This is a genomic window from Salinicola sp., assembly GCF_982684285.1.
Map to the genome: position 1 here is coordinate 4,591 of NZ_CEXLVS010000031.1, position 18,932 is coordinate 23,522.

Here is an 18,932-nt window from a genome sequence, read left to right on the forward strand (position 1 = left end):
AAGACCCGGGAGAGCTGCAGCGGGTGAGGCGCGGCAAGCGCCTCCAGCGCCTCCAGGGCCCGGGTCAGATGGTGCCGGCGCCGGATGTTGCTGCCCAGTCCGAGAGCGACCAATGGCATCAGTCGACGCTGCGCTCGATGCGCACGCCCACGGCGCGCGCAGCTGCCACCGCTCCCGGCTTGCGCACGGTCAGGCGCAAATGGCGGATGCCGAACTCGTCGATCAGCAACGCCGCGACGCGCTCCGCAAACGTCTCGACCAGGCCATGGGCGTTGGCGTCGGCATAGTCGGAGAGGCGCTGGCAGATGGCGGCGTAGTCGAGCGTTTGGGAGAGATCGTCGGCACGGGCCGCCGGACGAATGTCGGTGCCAAGCTCCAGGTCCAGCTCGAGGCGTTGGCGCACCTTGCGTTCCCAATCGTAGACGCCGATCACCGTCTCCAGGCTCAAGCCTTCGATCATTACCTGATCCACGCGACCTCCTCGTCAGCGCTGATGTCCGTCAGCGTTCATCGTGCGAGCGGTGGGTCGAAGCCGACGCACCGTCCAGGGTGGCGTCGATTGTACGCGATGAGAGTGGCAGAATCAGGGCTCTCGATGATGTCCGCTCCGCGCGGTCAAGGGGAATTACGTCTTGCCTTCGATCGTTGTTACCGGCCTGCTGATGGCGGCTGGCTATCTCAGTGGCTCGCTGCTCGGCGCGATCTGGGTCTGCCGGGCCTGGGGGCTGCGCGACCCGCGCTGGGCAGGTTCGGGGAATCCGGGGTTTTCCAATGTCCTGCGGGCCTTCGGCTGGCGTCCGGCGCTGGTGACGCTGGTGATCGATGCGGTCAAGGGGGTGCCGGTGCTGTGGCTGACCGGTGCGCTGTCGCTCTCGGTCTGGGCCCAGGGCCTGGTGGGGTTGAGCGTGCTGGTCGGGCATAGCTGCCCGGTCTGGCACCGGGGGCGAGGCGGCAAGGCGGTGGCCAGTGCGTTTGGCGTGCTGTTGATGCTGGCAACGCCGGTGGCGTTGATCTGTGCGCTGTGCTGGTTCCTGCTCGCCTGGCGAGTACGCACGGCGGCCGTGGCGTCGCTGGCGTCGGCGCTGCTCGCCCCCCTGCTGAGTTACTGGCTGGTGCCGCCGATGACGGGCGTCATCTGCGTGTTCTCGCTGCTGGTGCTGGCCCGGCACGGCTGGAACATCCGGCTGTGGCGGGAGCGGCGCCGCGAGGCCCACGAGCCGGCGCTGGCCGACCCTTTCGATGAAGAAGATGCGCTGCGTGATCGTCGCGAGGGCGATGACCGGAATTAAGCGCTGTCTGAAAAATCGGCGAGCGCAGGCATTTTTCAGACAGCGCGTGGCGCCGGGGGAGGTGTCAGTTCCGCCAGTGGCCAGCGTGGCCTCGGCTGTATGGCGTCGCTGCGCTGGCCGGCAATCAGCCGCTGCGCGCCGGCGTAGGCGATCATGGCGCCGTTGTCTGTGCAGAAACGCCCGCGTGGGTAGAATGCCCTGGCGCCCAGCCTGGCCAGCGCGATATCCAGCGTCTCGCGCAGGCGCCGATTGGCGCTGACGCCGCCGGCGACGACCAGCCTTGTCCGGCCGCTCTCCATGAGGGCTCGCCGGCACTTGATGATCAGCGTATCGACAACGGCATCCTCGAAGGCGCGGGCGACATCGGCCCGAGCCTGATCGTCGAGGGCGCCCTGCTCGCGAAGCTGACGCAGGGCGGTCAAGGTGTGGGTCTTGAGCCCGGAAAAACTGAAGTCGAGCCCCGGTCGATCGGTCATCGGGCGGGGGAATCGAAAGCGTTCGCTGCGGCCCCGCTCGGCCAGAGCGGCGACCTGCGGGCCGCCGGGGTAGGGCAGCTCGAGCATCTTGGCGACCTTGTCGAAGGCTTCGCCGGCGGCGTCGTCGACGGATTCGCCCAGCAGGCGATAGTCGCCCAGGCCGCGCACGTCGACCAGTTGTGTATGGCCACCGGAGACCAGCAGGGCGACGAACGGAAACTCGGGCGCGGTCTCCTCCAGCATCGGTGCCAGCAGGTGGCCTTCCATGTGATGCACGCCGAGCACCGGGATGTCGAGCGCGCGTGCCATGCCGTGAGCGGTGCAGGCGCCGACCATCAGCGCGCCGACCAGTCCGGGCCCGGCGGTGTAGGCGATGGCATCCAGGTCATGCTTGGTCAGCTGCGCGTCGGCCAGCACCTGATCGACCAGCGGCAGCAGCTTGCGGGTGTGGTCGCGGGAGGCCAGCTCTGGCACTACGCCACCGAACTCGGCGTGCAGCGCCACCTGGCTGTAGAGTGCATCGGCCAGCAGCCCGCCATCGGTGTCATAGAGAGCGACGCCGGTTTCGTCGCACGAAGTTTCGATACCCAGCACGCGCATGGTCGAATCATCCGTCGGGGTCGTTGAAGGAAACGCAGAAGCGGAAGGCGCGCTAGTTTACGCCGTCGAAAAGGTATTTGCATTGGTTCGTGGGCGAGACTAGAATGCTCTGCTCTGCAGGACTGGGTCGTGCGCCCTGAAGATCCGGGATGTGGCGTGGCAGACGAGATCGGCGGGAGATTGACCATCTCTCGTGACGCCGTCTGAATCCCCCCGGATCGTCTTCTCGGGTGTGCGTTCAAACCGAACTCAATTCCCAAGGTAGGTGAGTGCTTCATGCCCGCTGTTAAAGTACGTGATAACGAGCCGTTCGACGTCGCACTGCGTCGCTTCAAACGCTCCTGCGAAAAAGCCGGGGTTCTGTCCGAAGTCCGCCGTCGCGAAACTTACGAAAAGCCCACTGCGGTTCGCAAGCGTAAAGCTGCGGCTGCCGTGAAGCGTCACGCCAAGAAGTTGCAGCGTGAACGTAAGCGTTTCGAACGCTTGTATTGATCCGTACTGCGGTGGCTTCGGTCACCCAGAGGGACGATCAAACGGCCGCCGTCTAGGTGGCCGTTTGTTTTTACCCCGCCGCCATTCATCGATGTCGGCACATGGGCAGGGCGCTCCCGGCTGGTCTATATTCAGTGGCAGCATAGAGCCTTCCCAGCCTTCAGTCCGATTCTCCAGAGCGCCTTGACGACATGGCCGGACAGATCTCCCAGCGCTTCATCGATGACCTGTTGGCGCGTACCGATATCGTCGATGTGATCTCCGAGCGAGTGCAGCTCAAGAAAAGCGGGCGTAACCACAGCGGTCTCTGCCCGTTTCATCAGGAAAATTCGCCGTCGTTCACGGTGAGCCATGACAAGCAGTTCTATCACTGCTTCGGTTGCAGCGCCCACGGCAATGCCCTGCGCTTTCTGATGGAGTTCGACAATCTGCGTTTTCCCGAGGCCGTCGAGCAGCTGGCCTCCCGGGCGGGTATGCAGGTCGAGCGGGAAGGTGGCGAGGATCCGGGGGCCCGGCAGCGTCAGCAGAAGCGTGAAGAGGGCGTCAACCTGCTGGAGCTGGCGTCGCGCTTCTTTCGTGAGCGCCTGGCGCTCAGTGGTGGGCGCCAGGCCCGCGAGTACCTCGACCGCCGCGGTCTGAGTCAGGAGGTCATTCGCGATTTCGGCATTGGCTACGCCGAGGCTGAGTGGGAGTCGCTCAAGCGCTATCTGCTCGAGCAGGGCATCAGCGAGGCGGTCCAGGTCGAGTACGGGCTGCTGGTGCACCGCGAGGAGACCGGGCGCACCTACGACCGTTTTCGCGACCGCGTGATGTTCCCGATCCGGGACTGGAAAGGGCGCACCATCGCCTTCGGCGGGCGGGTGCTGGGCGACGCCAAGCCCAAGTACCTCAACTCGCCGGAGACACCGGTCTTCCACAAGGGGCGCGAACTCTACGGGTTGTTCGAGGCGCGCCAGGCCAACCGGCAACTCTCGCGGGTGCTGGTTGTCGAAGGCTACATGGATGTGGTGGCCCTGGCGCAGTTCGGCATACGTAACGCCTGCGCCACCCTGGGCACGGCGCTGACGACCGATCATCTGCAGCGGCTGTTTCGGCTGGTGGACGAAGTGGTGTTCTGCTTCGACGGCGACAATGCCGGCCGCCAGGCGGCGCGTCGCTCGTTGCAGACGGCCCTGCCGTCGATGATCGACGGTCGTCAGGTCCGCTTCCTGTTCCTGCCAGAGGGGGAGGATCCGGACACCTTGGTGCGCCGGGAGGGGCAGGAGGCGTTCGAGAACCGCATCACCTGCGCCAGCCCGCTATCGGAGTTCCTGTTCGAACAGGCGGCGGAAGGACGCGACCTGAAGCAGGTCGAGGGCCGAGAGCGTTTCGTCACGGCCGTGCTCGAAGCGCTCAAGCATCTCCCCGAGGGGGTCCTCAAGTCGCTGCTGGTTAAGGAGTTGTCGACTCGTAGCGGGATCGAGCAGTCGCAGTTTGCCGACTGGTTCGTCAATCATGCTGCGCCCGCGCCGCGGCCGGCAGCGACGACCGATGTCACCGGCTACGAGGCGCTGATGATGACGGCGGAGGGCGACGCCGAAGCCGCTTCAGACCCGGTTTCGACGGTCGATAAGGGTAATGATCGGGTAAGTCGGCGCGGACTTCCGGCAACTCGCTCAGGAACTGCTACGCTTTCCCTGACCATTCCGGCTCGGATATTGCATCTGTTGCTGCACGAGCCGGCGCTGGTCGACGGCTTGCCGGAATCGGTCGACTGGTGCCCCGCCGAGGTGCCCGATGGGCGTTTGTGCCGCGAGGTGGTGCAGCTGCTGCGCGCCGGGCGCTATCGCAGTCCCCAGGTGTTGCTGGCTCATTTCCACGGCAGCCCGGAAGGGGAGCGGCTCGACCAACTGGTTCGGCGGGAACTCGCGATCCCCCGCGAGGTGCGAGCCAGCGAGCTGGACAACTGGGTACGCTATCTCGAGCGCCAGAGCGCGAGATTGACCCCGGTCGAGGAGTACCGGCAGTTGCTGGAAAAGAGTCGCCAGCCGGGAGCGCTGAGCCCGGAAGAGAAACAGCGGTTGCGGGAGCTGATCGGCAAGTTGGCCGAGGGGTCGTAAGTGGTGTAAGTGGCTTAAGTAGCGTGGCTCACCGGTGACAGCGTGGGTTCATCGGGAGCATCGCGGGCGCGCTGAGATTGAAAGTTGAAAATAAAGATCGAGACTGTCGGCAGGGAAGCGTGAAGTGGTCGATCGGTGAGGTTGTCAACCGGTAACCCGGTTGGAAAGGTTGAATTGGCGGCGATCGCCACCAGATAGGTAACCAAACACACTAGCACACCTGGCGGGCAAGGTAATAGAAGCTGGCAGCAAAAAGCGGGGGCGCGCTATACTAGCCGGCTTTTGGGGCGTCGCGCTGTCACCCCAGGTGCTTCATTCTTCTTCGTCGAGTAGGGTTTCTATGGCTGGAAATGCACAGCAGTCACGTTTGAAGGAGTTGATCGCACGCGGCAAGGAGCAGGGCTTCCTGACCTACGCCGAAGTGAACGATCACCTCCCCGAAGATATCGCCGATCCCGATCAGGTGGAAGACATTATCTCCATGATCAATGACATGGGGATCAATGTCGTCGAGGAGGCGCCTGACGAAGACACGCTGATGATGTCCGACGATTCCACCGACGAGTCGGCGGCGGAAGAGGCCGTGGCGGCATTGGCAGCGGTGGAGAGCGATGTCGGGCGTACCACCGATCCAGTGCGCATGTACATGCGCGAGATGGGGACGGTGGAGCTGCTGACCCGCGAAGGCGAAATCGAGATCGCCAAGCGCATCGAGGAAGGCCTGCGGGAGGTGATGTCGTCCCTGGCCTATCTGCCCGGGGCGGTGGATTCCATCCTCGGCGTCTACGATCAGACCCAGGACGAGGAAGCGCCGGGACGTCTATCCGACCTGTTCTCCGGCTTCATCGATCCCGATGAAGGTATTCCCGGTGTCGCCGAGGTCGAGATGCCCGAGGAAGTCGAAGCCGACATCAGCGGCGACGACGATGAAGAAGACGACGAAGACAGCGAAGAAGACGACAGCTCCAGCGAGGGTGGTCCCGATCCCGAGGAAGCGCGGGTGCGCTTCGAGCAGATTCGCGAGCAGAACGAATCCGCCAAGGCCGCCATCGAGAAGCACGGAAGGGGGTCCGAAGAGGCCAACGCCGAGCAGGCACGCCTGGCCGAACTGTTCTCGCCGATCAAGCTCTCGCCGAAGCACTTCGAACGACTGGTCGGGCAGGTGCGGATCAGCGTCGACCAGATCCGTGGTCAGGAAAAGGCGATCATGCAGGTGTTCGTCAAGCAGGGCAAAGTGCCGCGCAAGACGTTCATCAGCTCTTTTCTGGGGAATGAAGCCTCCGCGGGCTGGTTCGACGAATTCCTCGCCAAGCACGGCAAGTACGCCGATCGTCTCGAACCTTTCCGTGGCGACGTGCAGCGGGCGCAGCGCAAGATCAGCTTCGAGCAGGAGATGGTGCTGCTCAGCGTTGGCCAGCTGAAAGAGGTCAATCGCCGTCTCTCCATCGGCGAAGCCAAGGCGCGTCGAGCCAAGAAGGAGATGGTCGAGGCCAACCTCCGCCTGGTCATCTCGATCGCCAAGAAGTACACCAACCGCGGCCTGCAGTTCCTGGACCTGATCCAGGAAGGCAACATCGGCCTGATGAAGGCGGTGGACAAGTTCGAGTATCGCCGTGGCTACAAGTTCTCGACCTACGCCACCTGGTGGATCCGGCAGGCGATCACTCGCTCCATTGCCGACCAGGCGCGCACCATCCGTATTCCGGTGCACATGATCGAGACCATCAACAAGCTCAACCGCGTGTCGCGTCAGATGCTGCAGGAGATGGGCCGCGAACCGACCCCGGAAGAGCTGGGCGAGCGCCTCGAGATGCCGGAGGACAAGGTGCGCAAGGTGCTCAAGATCGCCAAGGAGCCGATCTCCATGGAGACGCCGATCGGCGACGACGAGGACTCGCATCTCGGCGACTTCATCGAGGACAGCACCATGGTGCTGCCGATCGACTCCGCCACCGGCGAGGGCCTGATCGAAGCCACCCGCAACGTGCTCGGTGGGCTCACCGCGCGGGAGGCCAAGGTGCTGCGCATGCGCTTCGGCATCGACATGAATACCGACCACACGCTGGAAGAGGTCGGCAAGCAGTTCGACGTCACCCGCGAGCGTATCCGTCAGATCGAAGCCAAGGCGCTGCGCAAGCTGCGCCATCCGTCGCGCTCCGAGCCGCTGCGCTCGTTCCTCGACGAGTAAGCGCGCGAAGCGCTATCGCGAAGCCTTATCGCGGGCACAAACGACGAGCCCCGCCAACCGAGAGGTTGGCGGGGCTTTTGTCATTATGAGGCGGCCGGTCGGCGGGAACGTGAATATCCTGGGTACTGCGACTGATTCGAAATCGGCGGGAACCTCACTGCCGAGGACTTCTCGAACTCATCTGCGTAATGACGAGGGGGCTTAACGCTCGCCCCCTCGTCGCTCCCCCTCTCATTGACGCCACAGACCGGCGAAACTCTGAACACTGAATCGATCAACTCGGGTCGGCGCAAAAGGGCACATCCTGCCCAACACGCCTCTTGCGACATCCATGTCGCAAGCCCCGGTTGAACGATTCATCGCTCAGCGCCGGCCTGAATAGGCGTCGCTGGGTGGCGGAATCGAAATGAGTCGTTTATTCAAGATTCGTCGTCGCTGGAGAGCTTCGCCGCACGGCTCGCCTGCAGCGTACGCGTCATCAGCGCGCGCAGGGCGGCCGGACGCACCGGCTTGAGCAGGATCTGGTAGCCGCCCCGCTTGATCTCCTCGGCGACTTCCTCGGTGCGGTCGGCGGTGATGACGATGCCCGGCACGGCTTGTTCGCAGAGCTCCTCCAGCGCTTCCAGCGCCATCATGCCGGTGACTTCGTTGTCGAGATGGTAGTCCGCCAGGATCGCGTCCGGGACGCCGCCCATGTTGCGGATCGCCGACTTGGCGCCGCCGATGGAGGTGGCGGTGTAGACCTCGCACTCCCAGCCCTCCAGCATCGCCTTCATGCCCTCGAGGATCAGGCGCTCGTTGTCGATACACAGGATCCGCGTGCCCACCAGCTTGTTGCTGGCACGCCTGCCGGGCGCCTTCTCCTCCGGGGCGGCGGCGCCTCGTCGGCCGACCACCAGGGGCACGGAGACCGAGAAGACGGTGCCCATGTCGACCCGGGAGCGGACCAGGATCGGGTGATCCAGCACCCGGCTCATGCGCTCGGCGATCGACAGGCCGAGTCCCAGCCCGCGTTCGCTCTCCTTGTGGCGGGAGGCCTGATCGAGGCGTCGGAACTCCTGGAAGATCTCGCTCAGCTTGGACTCCGGGATCCCGGGCCCGGTATCCCAGACCTCGATCACCACGCGCTCGGCATGGCGCCGGCAGCCCAGTAGAACGCGGCCGTGCTGGGTGTAACGCAGGGCGTTGGAGAGGAAGTTCTGCACGATACGGCGCAGCATCTGGGCGTCGCTGTCGACCCACAGGCTGGTGGAGACCATGTCGAGGTCGAGGCCGCGATCGTCCGCCATGACCTCGAACTCGGCGCGCAGCGGCCTCAGGATATCGGCCAGCGGGAACTGGCTGCGGCGCGGCGTGAGCGCGCCGGCATCGAGCTTGGAGATGTCGAGCAGCGTGCCCAGCAGCTCCTCTGCGGCCTGCAGGGAGTTATCGATATGGCCGATGGTCCTGCTGTGGTCCGGTTCATCGATCTGCTGGCCGAGCGCCGAGGTGAACAGCCGAGCCGCATTCAGCGGCTGCAGCAGGTCGTGGCTGGCCGCGGCGAGGAAGCGGGTCTTGGAGGCGTTGGCATCCTCGGCGGTCTGCTTGGCCTGGCGCAGCGCCTGCTCGGCCTCGGCGCGGACCCGGTTCTCCTGGCGTAGCGCCGCGTTGGCCTCGGATAGCGCCTGGGTGCGCTCGCGCACTCGCTCCTCGAGATTCTCGTTGGTCTCGCGCAGGGCGATCTCGGCCAGTCGCCGTTCGGTGATGTCCTGGTAGAGGGCGAAGAAGCCGAGGATGCGCCCGCCCTCGCCGAAATGGGGGGTATAGGTCACCAGCATGTAGCGGACGCCACCATCGCCATCGTCGAGCGAGATCTCGAAGGTGACCCGCTCTCCACGCAGGGCCCGCCGCATCCAGGGCGTTCGCTGGCGCGCCGTCTGCGGCGGCAGCACGTTCTCCGCCCGTTCCCCGATGACCGCGTTGCGGTCGATCCCCATGGCCGCTTCGTAGGCGCGGTTGGTGAAGAGATAGCGGCACTCCTTGTCGAAGTAGGCGATCAGCGCCGGCACGTTGTCGGTGTAGATGCGGATATTGCTCTCGGAGCGGATCAGCGCTTCCTCGGTACGCTTCTGCTGGGTGATGTCCTGGTAGGTGTAGACGAACCCGCCGCCTGGCATCGGGTTGCCCAGTACCTCCAGCACCGAACCGTCGGGGCGGTAGCGTTCGTAGCGATGGGGCTGGCCGCTGCGGATGTTCTCGATCAGCTGTTCGACGTGTTCCTCCGGATCTCCCGGGCCGTATTCGCCGTTGTGGGCGTTGTAACGGAACACCTTCTCCATCGGCGTGCCGACCCGGATCAGGTTGTCCGGGAAACGGAAAATCTCCAGGTAGCGCTGGTTCCACACCACCAGGTTGAGGTTCTGGTCGACCACCCCGATGCCCTGGTTGATGTTCTCGATGGTGGCCTGCAGCAGGGCGCGGTTGAACTCCAGCACCTGTGACGCTTCGTCGACGATCGAGATGACATCCGAAATCCCGATGCCGCGGCCCTGGAGCGCCGAGTTGACCACGATTCGCGCTGACGATGCACCGAGCACCGACGCCAGCAGGCGCTCGGTGAACTGAATGACATCGATCGAGGCCCGGGTGTTGTTGTCCACCGGCTTGGCGTTGCGCCGGGCGTAGTCGTCGAAGGCCCGCTCGACCTGCGACTTGCCCAGGAACCGCTCGCACAGCACCTTGAGGTCGCCCATGGTGGTCGCCCCGGTCCAGGGACGGTTGACCGTGGTCTGGCGGGTCTCGATGCTGTCGACGAACAGCGAGGCCTGGATGCGCTCGACGACCCGCTGTGGGGTCAACTGCGAGATGAAGATATAGAAGAACAGATTGAAGCCCAGCGACAGCATGGCGCCGTGGGCGAAGCTGTCGGTGACGTTGAGGCCGAACAGGTGCAGCGGCGAGAGCCACTCCAGTCCCAGCGGGCCGCCCACCAGCCAGGCTTGCGGTAGCAGGTTGGCCTGGATCAGCGCCGGCATCAGCAGGGTGTAGGCCCAGATTGCGAAACCGACGTTGAGTCCGGTCACCACGCCCAGGCGATTGCCGCGTTTCCAGTAGAGCCCGCCCAGCACCGCTGGCGCGAACTGCGCGATGGCGGCGAGGGAGAGCAGGCCGGTGGCGGCCAGCGAGCTGTATTCGGCGACCATCTGATAGAAGAGATAGGCCAGGGCGAGGATGACGACGATGGTGAGTCGTCGGGCGCGCAGCACCAGGCGGCCGTAGTCGCGGGGTTTCTTTTCGAACCAGCGCAGCCGGAACAGCGCCGGCAGCAGGATCTCGTTGGAGATCATGATGGCGTTGGAGACGACCGCCATGATCACCATGCCGGTCGCCGCCGAGAGGCCGCCGACGAACGTCATCATCGCCAGCCACGGTTGGTCGGCGACGATCGGCAGCGCGAGGACGTAGCTGTCCGGCGCCACATCTTCGCCGGCGAACAGCGAGAGTCCCGCTGCGGCCAGCGGCAGCACGAAGAAACCGATGGCGACCAGGTAGAGCGGAAACAGCCAGCGTGCCCGCTTGGCATCGTCGGTTTGGGTGTTCTCGACCACCGTGATGTGAAACTGACGAGGCAGGCAGAAGACCGCCAGCATCGCCAGCAACGTCTGGGTCCAGAAGCTGGTGTCGAAGTTCTGCTCGGTGAGCTGCTGCTGCAGTTTCAGGTAGGTGTCGGCACGCGTCAGCAGTTCGCCGAGTCCATCGAACATGCCCCAGGTGACGTAGGCCCCCAGGACCAGAAAGACCAGCAGCTTGACCACCGATTCGAAGGCGATGGCCTGGATCAGCCCTTCATGGTGCTCGGTGGCGTTGGTATCCCGGGTGCCGAAGAGAATCGCGAACGCCGCCATGAATATGGTGATGTAGAAGGCGGTGTCGTCGACGATCGGCGCCTTCACCGCGTGGCCGTCGCTGGTCATGACCCGGAACGCGGTGGAGACCGCCTTCAGCTGCAACGCAATGTAAGGCAGCGTGCCGATCAGCGCGATCAGGCTGGCGAACGCCGCCAGGGACTGGGATTTGCCGTAGCGGGACGCGATGAAGTCGGCGATCGAGGTCACGTTCTGGCGCTTGGCGACGCGGATCATCTTGGTGATAACCGGCCAGAACAGCAGGAAGGCGAGCACGGGGCCGACGAAAATGCTGGCGAAGGACCAGCCCGAGGTCGCAGCCTGGCCCACGCTGCCGTAGAAGGTCCAGGAGGTGCAGTAGACCGCCAGCGCCAGGCTGTAGACGATCGGCCGGCGGCTCGCCGGGCCGTGCCGCCTGGCATGGCGATCCCCGCGCCAGGCAATCGCGAACAACGTGGCGACGTAGAGCAGTGCCACGATGATCAACAACCCGCCTTCGAACATGAACTCTCTCTCCCTTGATCTGCGACCATTCTAGGGCAACCTCGGCCCGGCGGGCAGCCACGACCCCGCGCGCCGTGGCAGTGCTGCAGCGTGTTCGTGTTACCTCAGCGCTTGAAGCATACCGTCTCGAGTTGCGGGTCGTCGTCCGCAAGACGACGCAGACGGTCGATATCGGGCCGGCGGCTATCGCCGACGAGCGGAACCCGCTCGCGGGTACTGCAGTTGACCAGGTACGCCTGATGGGTCAGCACGTCGCGATACTGCATTTCGAAACGATAGAGAACGAACTCGACGAGGCGCTCGCCATCGGCTCGTGATGTCACCAGCTTGTCGCGATCCACCACGCTGAACGCCGTGGTCAGCGGATAGAGATAGGTCCACGGGCGCCACACCATCCGACCCTTCTCGGTCGATACCACCGCCGCCGACTCGGGCAACTGCTGGCGCTTGGATTCATACCAGCCGTACTCGTAGCTGATCTGGTAGGCCAGCAGACCCAGTCCCGCGCAGGCTGGAATGATCCAGCGAGGCAGGCGTCCACCGCTGAGAGAACGCAACAACAGCGCTATGCCGGCGGCGCCCACGCCAGCCGAGGCCGCCGCGACCAAATGCCATATCATGGTGATTCCTTGCGCAAAGAATCGGGCTTCCCGCTGGGAAGCCCGATTCGATTGAAACCCGTCAATCTGGTTGATCAGGGTGGCATTGTCGCCTAGTGATCGATCGCGACACCAGCCCCCTTGGGGTAGCGTACGCTTTCCACCAGGTCCTGGATCTCCTGCGGCGGCTCCTCGGTGGCGCTGGAGACCATGTAGGCCACGGCGAAGTTGAGGATCGCGCCGACGGCGCCGATGGATAGCGGCGAAATGCCCAGCACCCAATTGGCCTCGGTATCCGGCAGGTTGTTGGTATCGGGAATGAAGAACCAGCCCTTGTAGACGAAGATGTATACCAGGGTGAAGATCAGCCCCGAGAGCATGCCGGCGATCGCTCCCTTGTTGTTGATGCGCTTGGAGAAGATTCCCATCATCAGCGCGGGGAACAGCGAGGCGGCGGCGATACCGAAGGCCAGCGCCACGACCTGGGCGGCGAATCCGGGGGGATTGACGCCGAGATAGGTGGCGACGACGATCGCGACGGACATCGAGATACGCGCGGCGCGCAGTTCTCCCTTCTCGGTGATCTTCGGATTGATCGCCCCCTTGATCAGGTCATGACTGATCGCCGAGGAGATCGCCAGCAACAGGCCCGCCGCGGTGGATAGAGCTGCAGCCAGGCCCCCCGCCGCGATCAGGCCGACCACCCAGCCGGGCAGGTTGGCGATTTCGGGGTTGGCCAGTACCAGGATGTCGTTGCTGACCTCCAGTTCGTTGCCCTGCCAGCCACGGTCGGAGAAGTCGGCGGCATCGTTGTAGAGCTGGATCCTGCCGTCGTTGTTCTTGTCGTCGAAGGTGATCAGCCCGGTCTCCTCCCAGGTGCGGATCCAGTCGGGACGGTCGGCGTAGGCGATGGGATTGGCGGCGGCATCCTCGTAGTTCTCGACCTGGGCGGCCATGTCCGGATAGATGGTGGTCACCAGGTTGAGGCGGGCCATCGAGGCCACGGCCGGCGCCGTCAGGTAGAGCAGGCCGATGAACACCAGTGCCCAGCCGGCGGACCAGCGCGCGTCGGCGACCTTGGGCACGGTGAAGAAGCGCATGATCACGTGCGGCAGCCCCGCGGTACCGATCATCAGCGATAGCGTGAACAGCACCATGTTCAGCTTGTTGTCGACCATCGCCGTGTATTCGTTGAAGCCCAGCGCGGTAACGACCTCGTTGAGCTTGGACAGCAGCGGCTCGCCGGAGGCGCTGTGGTCGGAGAACAGGCCGAGCGGCGGTATCGGGTTGTCGGTCAACTCCAGCGAGATGAACACCGCCGGAATGGTGTAGGCGACGATCAGCACGATGTACTGAGCCACCTGGGTGTAGGTGATGCCCTTCATTCCCCCCAGGACCGAATAGAAGAATACGACGATGGCGGCAATGATGAGGCCGGTGGTCGCGTCGACCTCCAGGAAGCGCGAGAAGGCCACCCCGGCACCGGCCATCTGACCGATGACGTAGGTGAGCGAAGCGACGATCAGGCAGACCACCGCGACCATCCGCGCCGACTTGCTGTAGAAGCGGTCGCCGATGAATTCAGGGACGGTGAACTTGCCGAACTTGCGCAGGTAGGGGGCCAGCAGCAGGGCCAGCAGGACATAGCCACCGGTCCAGCCCATCAGAAAGGTGGAGGCGCCATAACCTGCCGAGGCGATGATCCCCGCCATGGAAATGAACGAGGCGGCGGACATCCAGTCGGCGCCGATCGCCATACCGTTGGTGATCGGGTGGACGCCGCCGCCAGCGACGTAGAAGTCCCTGGTCGAACCGGCCTTGGCCCAGATCGCAATGCCGATGTAGATGGCAAAAGAGCCGCCGACGAAGAGAACGTTGATTGCAAATTGACTCATGCCGGCTTACTCCCCGAGACCGAATTTTTTGTCCAGCCGGTTCATCTTCCAGGCATAGAAGAAGATCAAGCCGATGAAGGCCAGGATGGATCCTTGTTGCGCGAACCAGAAACCCAGGTCGGTACCGCCGACCGGTATGCCGGCGAGCAAGGGGCGTAACAGGATGGCGCAGCCGTAGGAGACCAGCGCCCAGACGATCAGGCAGCCGGTTATCAGGCGCAGATTCGCCTTCCAATAGGCAGCAGCTTTGGAGTTGTCATCTGCCATATTATCGTTCTCCGCGTCATTGAGGGTGGGGAGTGGCTCTTCGTTTATGGGTATTCGGCAAAACAATCGCTCTTCTTACAAACCACGTTTATCCTGAGTGATTCACCTGTGCATGAATTTTGCGCTGGAAGGAAAGTCCGATTGGCGCTTTTCGATCACGCACTGTATGGCGACTAAAGTTGCACTTTATTGGAGCTATCGGTCTTTGGTGAGATGCCTTGTCGGCATGTGCTTTCCCTGAATCACTTGATAGCAATATTGATTAATGAAAACAAGGCGTTGAATACCCTACCTTAGTATCGGAAAAGCGGTAGTGTCATGCATGCATGGTTAGCCGGTTAAACATGAGCCAAGGGTAGCACCATGACTTGCGCCAGATGTTCTGGAACGAAAGTCTGGCACATTAGTGCAATAATGGTGTCGAGTCTGAGCTGAATTTATCGATCGAGGTAAGTCATCTTTATCAATTGACGCATTTTGGTGCTAAACGCTGATGGTCACTCTCAGGGTTGTATTGGCGCCAGAAGTCAGTCGCGAGTTGAAGGTGGCGGGAATAGAATCCCACAACAGTGCACAGATAGTTGGCGTTCTCCTGGCGTTCGGTTTGCTGCGCCCCTTCTAGGAGGAAATTGACTTGGCCAGGATGACGATGGATGGAGCGGGCCGTGGCGAGGCATCCCGGCCCGGCCGGCAAGGCCTGAAGCCATGCCGTGATCATCGCCCGGATCGTTCGTCGCGGGGCATCCGACCGTGGTGCAGTGTCCTGGCGACGGGGGGCCCCTGATGGTCGACATCGATCTTTCCCAGCCGCCTTTCACGCTGCTCGACGACCGCGGGCGTGAGCGTGTGGTTCGTGGCGTCGACCTGCTCTATTTCCGTCGCGACGAGATCATTCTCGAGGCCGGCCAGCCCGGCGAATTCGTCTACATCATCCACAAGGGCGAGGTCGCGGAGCTCGATCCTCACGCGCCGAGCGAACAGGCGCGCATTGCCCATTACACAGCAGGCGACCTGTTCGGCGCCATCAGCATACTCAAGGGGACCAGCCGCTATCGATTCAAGGTCGAACAGGAAAGTCTCTGCTATCTGATGCCCAAGGCGCTATTCGAGCGCCTGTGTGACGATTATCCGACTTTCGCCGAATTCTTCCGGCGGGGGTTGGCGCAGAAGACCCGCCTGCTGGCCGAGCGTCGCATCGCAAGCGGCGTCAACATGGCGGGCTTCATGCTCGCGCGGGTCAGCGAGTGCATGCGGGCGCCTTTGATCGTCGATGCGGCCACCACCATCGCCGCGGCGGTCGCCCGGCTCAACGAAAGCCATGCCGACAGTCTACTGGTCGGCAAGGACGGTCGCTTCGGCGTGGTGACCAAAACCGATCTGCTCGATGCGTTGGTGACGGCAGGCGCGACCCAGGCGAGTCCGGTCGTCGCCATCGCCCACTTCGAGCTGATTGCCACCGGTTCCGATCAGTATCTGTTCGAGGCGCTGGTGCAGATGACCCGGCATCGGGTGGCGAGGGTCGTGGTGGTCGAGGAAGGGCGGCCGGTCGGCGTGGTGGAGTTGACCGACGTGCTCAGCCATTTCTCGAGCCGCTCCTACATGGTCGGTCTCGAGCTCGAGCAGGCCGACGCTCTCGAGGCGCTGGCCCGTGCCAGCGCGAGGCTGCCGGGGTTGGTCCAAACGCTCATGGCCCAGGGGGTGAAGCTGCGCTTCGTCATGGACCTGTTGGCGGCGCTCAACGGTCGCATCGTCGACAAGGCCTATCAGTTTCTCATTGAGCCGCGCTATCGCGCCCAGAGCTGCCTGTTGGTGATGGGCAGTGAAGGGCGCGGCGAACAGATTCTCAAGACCGACCAGGACAATGCGCTGATCGTTGCCGACGACAGTGATTGGCCCGATCGCGCGCTCGCCATGCAGCGTTTCACCGAAACGCTCTATACCCTGGGCTATCCGCCGTGTCCGGGCAATATCATGGTCTCGAACCCGGCCTGGGTAGACAGCGAGAGCGGCTGGCTGAGGACGGTCTCGCGCTGGGTCGAACGCCGTGACGGCGCCTCGCTGATGAACCTCGCGATCATGCTCGATGCCCGTGGCGTGGCCGGCGACACCCGGCTGTTGGATCGCCTGCGCGAACACCTCTTCGCCAGTTGCTCCCGCGATGAACTGCTGCTCTCCTATCTGGCTCGGGCTGCACTGCATTTCGCCGCGCCGCTGACGCTGTTCGGCACGCTCAAGAAACCCAGGCACGGTATCGACATCAAGAAAGGCGGCATCTTTCCGATCGTGCAGGGGGTGCGCACCCTGGCGCTGGAGTGCCGCATTACCGCGACATCCACCCTGGCCCGACTGGAAGCGCTTGCCGGACAGGGGCGGCTGGAAGCGGACTTTGCCGCGGATCTCGGCGAGGCGCTGGCGCTATTCATCGAATTGCGGCTCAAGCAACAACTGACCCAGCTCGACGGACGGCAGAACAGTGAAGAGCCCAACCTGGTCGTGGTTCAGAACCTGTCCTCGCTGGAGCGCGACCTGCTGCGCCAGGCGCTGCATATCGTCAAGGATTTCCAGCAACGTCTGACGCACCGGTTTCATCTCGAGTATTGACGAGGAGCGCGATGATACGTTCGCTACGCCGTGCGGCAGATCGTCGCCGCCAGGGCCATGGTCGCTATGACTGGCTGTTCAGCCCCTACCTCGGTGACGAGCTGGTGGCCATCGACTGCGAGACCACCGGCCTCGACACCAGGACCGCCGAACTGGTCTCGATCGCCGCAGTGCGCCTCGAGGGCGAGCGGGTGATGACCAGCGGCTCACTGGATCTGCGCCTTCGGCCGCCGGCCAGTCTGCGCGGCGACTCCATCAAGATCCATCGCCTGCGCGGGGTCGACTTGAATGATGGCGACGAGCTGGGAGATGCGCTGGAAAAGTTCCTCGACTTCATCGGCAATCGCCCGTTGTTGGGCTGGTGCATCGATTACGACCTGGCGGTCATCGACCGCCAGCTGCGGCCGCTATTCGACTTCGGGCTGCCCAATCCGTGCGTCGACGTGGCACGGCTCTATCGCCGCGAGATGCATCGGATGCGGCCGCAGCTGGAGCCGGCGATGAGTTTCGAGCGGGTCGCCGAGACGCTCGAGGTGCCGGTGATGGGCCGCCACACCGCCCTTGGCGATGCGGTGACCACGGCCCTGATGTACATACGCCTGAAACAGGGCGCGCTGGCGGCGGGCTAGGCGCGTGCCATCGGGCATGGCATCGCAAGTCGCCGGGCGCGGTGATAGCATGAGCGCGCCTTCATATCCCTGTGTGTCACTCGACCCATGCAAGCATCTACCGGTACCCAGAAATACGAGTTCAACAAGCTGCAGAAGCGTCTGCGTCGCCAGGTCGGCAACGCGATCATCGACTACGGGATGATCCATGACGGTGACAAGGTGATGGTCTGCCTGTCCGGCGGCAAGGACTCCTACACCATGCTGGAGATTCTGATGAATCTGCAGCGCAACGCGCCGGTCGACTTCGAGCTGGTGGCGGTCAATCTCGATCAGAAACAGCCCGGCTTCCCCGAGCACGTGCTGCCCGAGTATCTCGATGCCAGGGGCGTGAACTATCACATCCTGGAGCGCGACACCTATTCGGTGGTCAAGGAGAAGACCCCGGAAGGCAAGACCACCTGCGCGCTCTGCTCGCGGCTGCGTCGCGGCTCGCTCTACGGGTTCGCCGAGGAGATCGGGGCGACCAAGGTGGCGCTGGGGCATCACCGCGAGGACATTCTGGAGACGCTGTTTCTCAACATGTTCTTCGGTGGCTCGCTGAAGGCGATGCCGCCCAAGCTGCTGTCGGACGATGGCAAGAACATCGTCATCCGCCCGCTGGCCTACTGCCGCGAGGCCGATATCGCCGAATTCTCCCGCCAGATGGCGTTCCCGATCATTCCCTGCAACCTGTGCGGCTCCCAGCCCAACCTGCAGCGCCAGGTGGTCAAGGAGATGCTGGCCGAGTGGGAGGTGAAGCATCCCGGCCGGCTCGAGACGATGTTCAAGGCGGTGACCAATGTCGCGCCGTCGCAACTCGCCGATCGGGAGCTGTTCGATTTCGAGGGGCTGGAAGCGAAGCAGCGCCAGTTGCAGGAAACCCGAATCGACGCCTTCGATCTGCTCGCCCGGGAAGCGTGAACGAGGCCCGCCGGAGAGCCGGCGGGCCTTTGGCGCTTCAGCCCAGCGGGCCACCCAGGATCGTCTTGCGCATCCCGCCCATGATGCGAGTGCCGTCCTCCTCGGCCAGTTCGGCATACCAGGCCCGTGTCGCGGCGGGGTCGGCGCCGTGGGTCGTGTCGGCGCGCTGTCGGGCACGCCTGACGATCTCGCCCACCCGCTCGACGCGGGCTCGGTCATAGGCTTTCAGCGCGGCGGCCACGTCATCGCCGGCGTCCTCGAGGGCCCGCGCCAGTACCCAGGCATCCTCCATCGCCTGGCAGCCACCCTGGCCCAGGTCCGGCGCCATGCCGTGGGCCGCATCCCCGAGAATCGCCGCGCGCTCGCCGATCAGCGTCTCCAGCGGTTCGATGTCGTGGATCTCGACGCGGGCCATGGCAGCGGGGTCGAACCGTTCGAGCAAACGCTGGACCGGTTCAGCCCAGCCG

At 63.8% G+C, this 18,932-nt stretch carries 14 protein-coding genes; 7 read left to right on the forward strand and 7 right to left on the reverse strand.

The window, feature by feature from the left end; genetic code table 11:
• Positions 1-118: 118 nt before the first annotated feature.
• The gene (folB, locus tag AC3AYF_RS04560; RefSeq protein WP_295037035.1) at positions 119-472 is read right to left on the reverse strand and encodes a dihydroneopterin aldolase; all 354 of its coding nucleotides are present in this window, start codon (positions 470-472) and stop codon (positions 119-121) included.
• Between the two features lie 190 nt (positions 473-662).
• Here folB and AC3AYF_RS04565 point away from each other — a divergent pair, with 190 nt between their 5' ends.
• Positions 663-1,289 (forward strand): glycerol-3-phosphate acyltransferase, encoded by a 627-nt coding sequence (locus AC3AYF_RS04565; RefSeq protein ID WP_295037047.1) that lies wholly within the window; start codon positions 663-665, stop codon positions 1,287-1,289.
• A gap of 35 nt (positions 1,290-1,324) precedes the next feature.
• Here the strand turns inward: AC3AYF_RS04565 and tsaD are convergent, their stop codons facing one another.
• Positions 1,325-2,365: a tRNA (adenosine(37)-N6)-threonylcarbamoyltransferase complex transferase subunit TsaD gene (gene tsaD / locus AC3AYF_RS04570; protein ID WP_487779447.1), complete on the reverse strand. Its 1,041-nt coding sequence runs from the start codon at positions 2,363-2,365 to the stop codon at positions 1,325-1,327.
• A gap of 276 nt (positions 2,366-2,641) precedes the next feature.
• On the opposite strand from tsaD, the gene rpsU reads away from it, so the two are divergent.
• The 3 genes from rpsU to rpoD all read left to right on the forward strand — a co-directional run bounded on the left by rpsU (position 2,642) and on the right by rpoD (position 7,144).
• Positions 2,642-2,857: a 30S ribosomal protein S21 gene (gene rpsU, locus AC3AYF_RS04575; RefSeq protein WP_075560838.1), complete on the forward strand. Its 216-nt coding sequence runs from the start codon at positions 2,642-2,644 to the stop codon at positions 2,855-2,857.
• Between the two features lie 191 nt (positions 2,858-3,048).
• The gene (gene dnaG, locus AC3AYF_RS04580; protein WP_295037030.1) at positions 3,049-4,956 is read left to right on the forward strand and encodes a DNA primase; all 1,908 of its coding nucleotides are present in this window, start codon (positions 3,049-3,051) and stop codon (positions 4,954-4,956) included.
• Between the two features lie 307 nt (positions 4,957-5,263).
• A complete protein-coding gene (rpoD, locus tag AC3AYF_RS04585) occupies positions 5,264-7,144 on the forward strand; it encodes an RNA polymerase sigma factor RpoD (protein WP_295037029.1) in 1,881 nt (626 codons plus the stop codon).
• A 419-nt stretch (positions 7,145-7,563) separates the two neighbouring features.
• Here rpoD and AC3AYF_RS04590 read toward each other — a convergent pair whose 3' ends face one another.
• The 4 genes from AC3AYF_RS04590 to AC3AYF_RS04605 form a co-directional block, all read right to left on the reverse strand.
• Positions 7,564-11,532, reverse strand: coding sequence for a hybrid sensor histidine kinase/response regulator (locus AC3AYF_RS04590; RefSeq protein ID WP_487779448.1), 3,969 nt, complete (start codon positions 11,530-11,532; stop codon positions 7,564-7,566).
• A 104-nt stretch (positions 11,533-11,636) separates the two neighbouring features.
• Positions 11,637-12,152, reverse strand: a complete 516-nt coding sequence (locus AC3AYF_RS04595; protein ID WP_295037025.1) for a hypothetical protein — start codon at positions 12,150-12,152, stop codon at positions 11,637-11,639.
• 92 nt (positions 12,153-12,244) lie between these two features.
• Positions 12,245-14,026, reverse strand: coding sequence for a sodium:solute symporter family protein (locus AC3AYF_RS04600; protein ID WP_295037023.1), 1,782 nt, complete (start codon positions 14,024-14,026; stop codon positions 12,245-12,247).
• A 6-nt stretch (positions 14,027-14,032) separates the two neighbouring features.
• Positions 14,033-14,293, reverse strand: a complete 261-nt coding sequence (locus AC3AYF_RS04605) for a DUF4212 domain-containing protein (RefSeq protein ID WP_295037022.1) — start codon at positions 14,291-14,293, stop codon at positions 14,033-14,035.
• A gap of 783 nt (positions 14,294-15,076) precedes the next feature.
• Here AC3AYF_RS04605 and AC3AYF_RS04610 point away from each other — a divergent pair.
• The 3 genes from AC3AYF_RS04610 to ttcA all read left to right on the forward strand — a co-directional run bounded on the left by AC3AYF_RS04610 (position 15,077) and on the right by ttcA (position 18,465).
• Entirely contained in the window at positions 15,077-16,894 is a 1,818-nt protein-coding gene (locus AC3AYF_RS04610) for a putative nucleotidyltransferase substrate binding domain-containing protein (protein WP_487779449.1), read from the forward strand.
• A gap of 11 nt (positions 16,895-16,905) precedes the next feature.
• Positions 16,906-17,523: a 3'-5' exonuclease gene (locus AC3AYF_RS04615; RefSeq protein WP_295037018.1), complete on the forward strand. Its 618-nt coding sequence runs from the start codon at positions 16,906-16,908 to the stop codon at positions 17,521-17,523.
• Positions 17,524-17,610: 87 nt separating this feature from the next.
• The gene (gene ttcA / locus AC3AYF_RS04620; RefSeq protein WP_295037017.1) at positions 17,611-18,465 is read left to right on the forward strand and encodes a tRNA 2-thiocytidine(32) synthetase TtcA; all 855 of its coding nucleotides are present in this window, start codon (positions 17,611-17,613) and stop codon (positions 18,463-18,465) included.
• Positions 18,466-18,502: 37 nt separating this feature from the next.
• Here ttcA and AC3AYF_RS04625 read toward each other — a convergent pair.
• Positions 18,503-18,932, reverse strand: a 430-nt coding sequence (locus AC3AYF_RS04625; RefSeq protein ID WP_487779450.1) for an FAD-dependent monooxygenase, incomplete at its 5' end; no start/stop codon positions are given.

Bases quoted from the DNA above. Each gene is read 5' to 3' on its own strand.
- AC3AYF_RS04565 (WP_295037047.1), top strand. From the start codon at position 663: ATGGCGGCTGGCTATCTCAGTGGCTCGCTGCTCGGCGCGATCTGGGTC.
- tsaD (WP_487779447.1), bottom strand. From the start codon at position 2,365: ATGCGCGTGCTGGGTATCGAAACTTCGTGCGACGAAACCGGCGTCGCT.
- rpsU (WP_075560838.1), top strand. From the start codon at position 2,642: ATGCCCGCTGTTAAAGTACGTGATAACGAGCCGTTCGACGTCGCACTG.
- dnaG (WP_295037030.1), top strand. From the start codon at position 3,049: ATGGCCGGACAGATCTCCCAGCGCTTCATCGATGACCTGTTGGCGCGT.
- AC3AYF_RS04590 (WP_487779448.1), bottom strand. From the start codon at position 11,532: ATGTTCGAAGGCGGGTTGTTGATCATCGTGGCACTGCTCTACGTCGCC.
- AC3AYF_RS04595 (WP_295037025.1), bottom strand. From the start codon at position 12,152: ATGATATGGCATTTGGTCGCGGCGGCCTCGGCTGGCGTGGGCGCCGCC.
- AC3AYF_RS04600 (WP_295037023.1), bottom strand. From the start codon at position 14,026: ATGAGTCAATTTGCAATCAACGTTCTCTTCGTCGGCGGCTCTTTTGCC.
- AC3AYF_RS04605 (WP_295037022.1), bottom strand. From the start codon at position 14,293: ATGGCAGATGACAACTCCAAAGCTGCTGCCTATTGGAAGGCGAATCTG.
- AC3AYF_RS04610 (WP_487779449.1), top strand. From the start codon at position 15,077: ATGGTCGACATCGATCTTTCCCAGCCGCCTTTCACGCTGCTCGACGAC.
- AC3AYF_RS04615 (WP_295037018.1), top strand. From the start codon at position 16,906: ATGATACGTTCGCTACGCCGTGCGGCAGATCGTCGCCGCCAGGGCCAT.
- ttcA (WP_295037017.1), top strand. From the start codon at position 17,611: ATGCAAGCATCTACCGGTACCCAGAAATACGAGTTCAACAAGCTGCAG.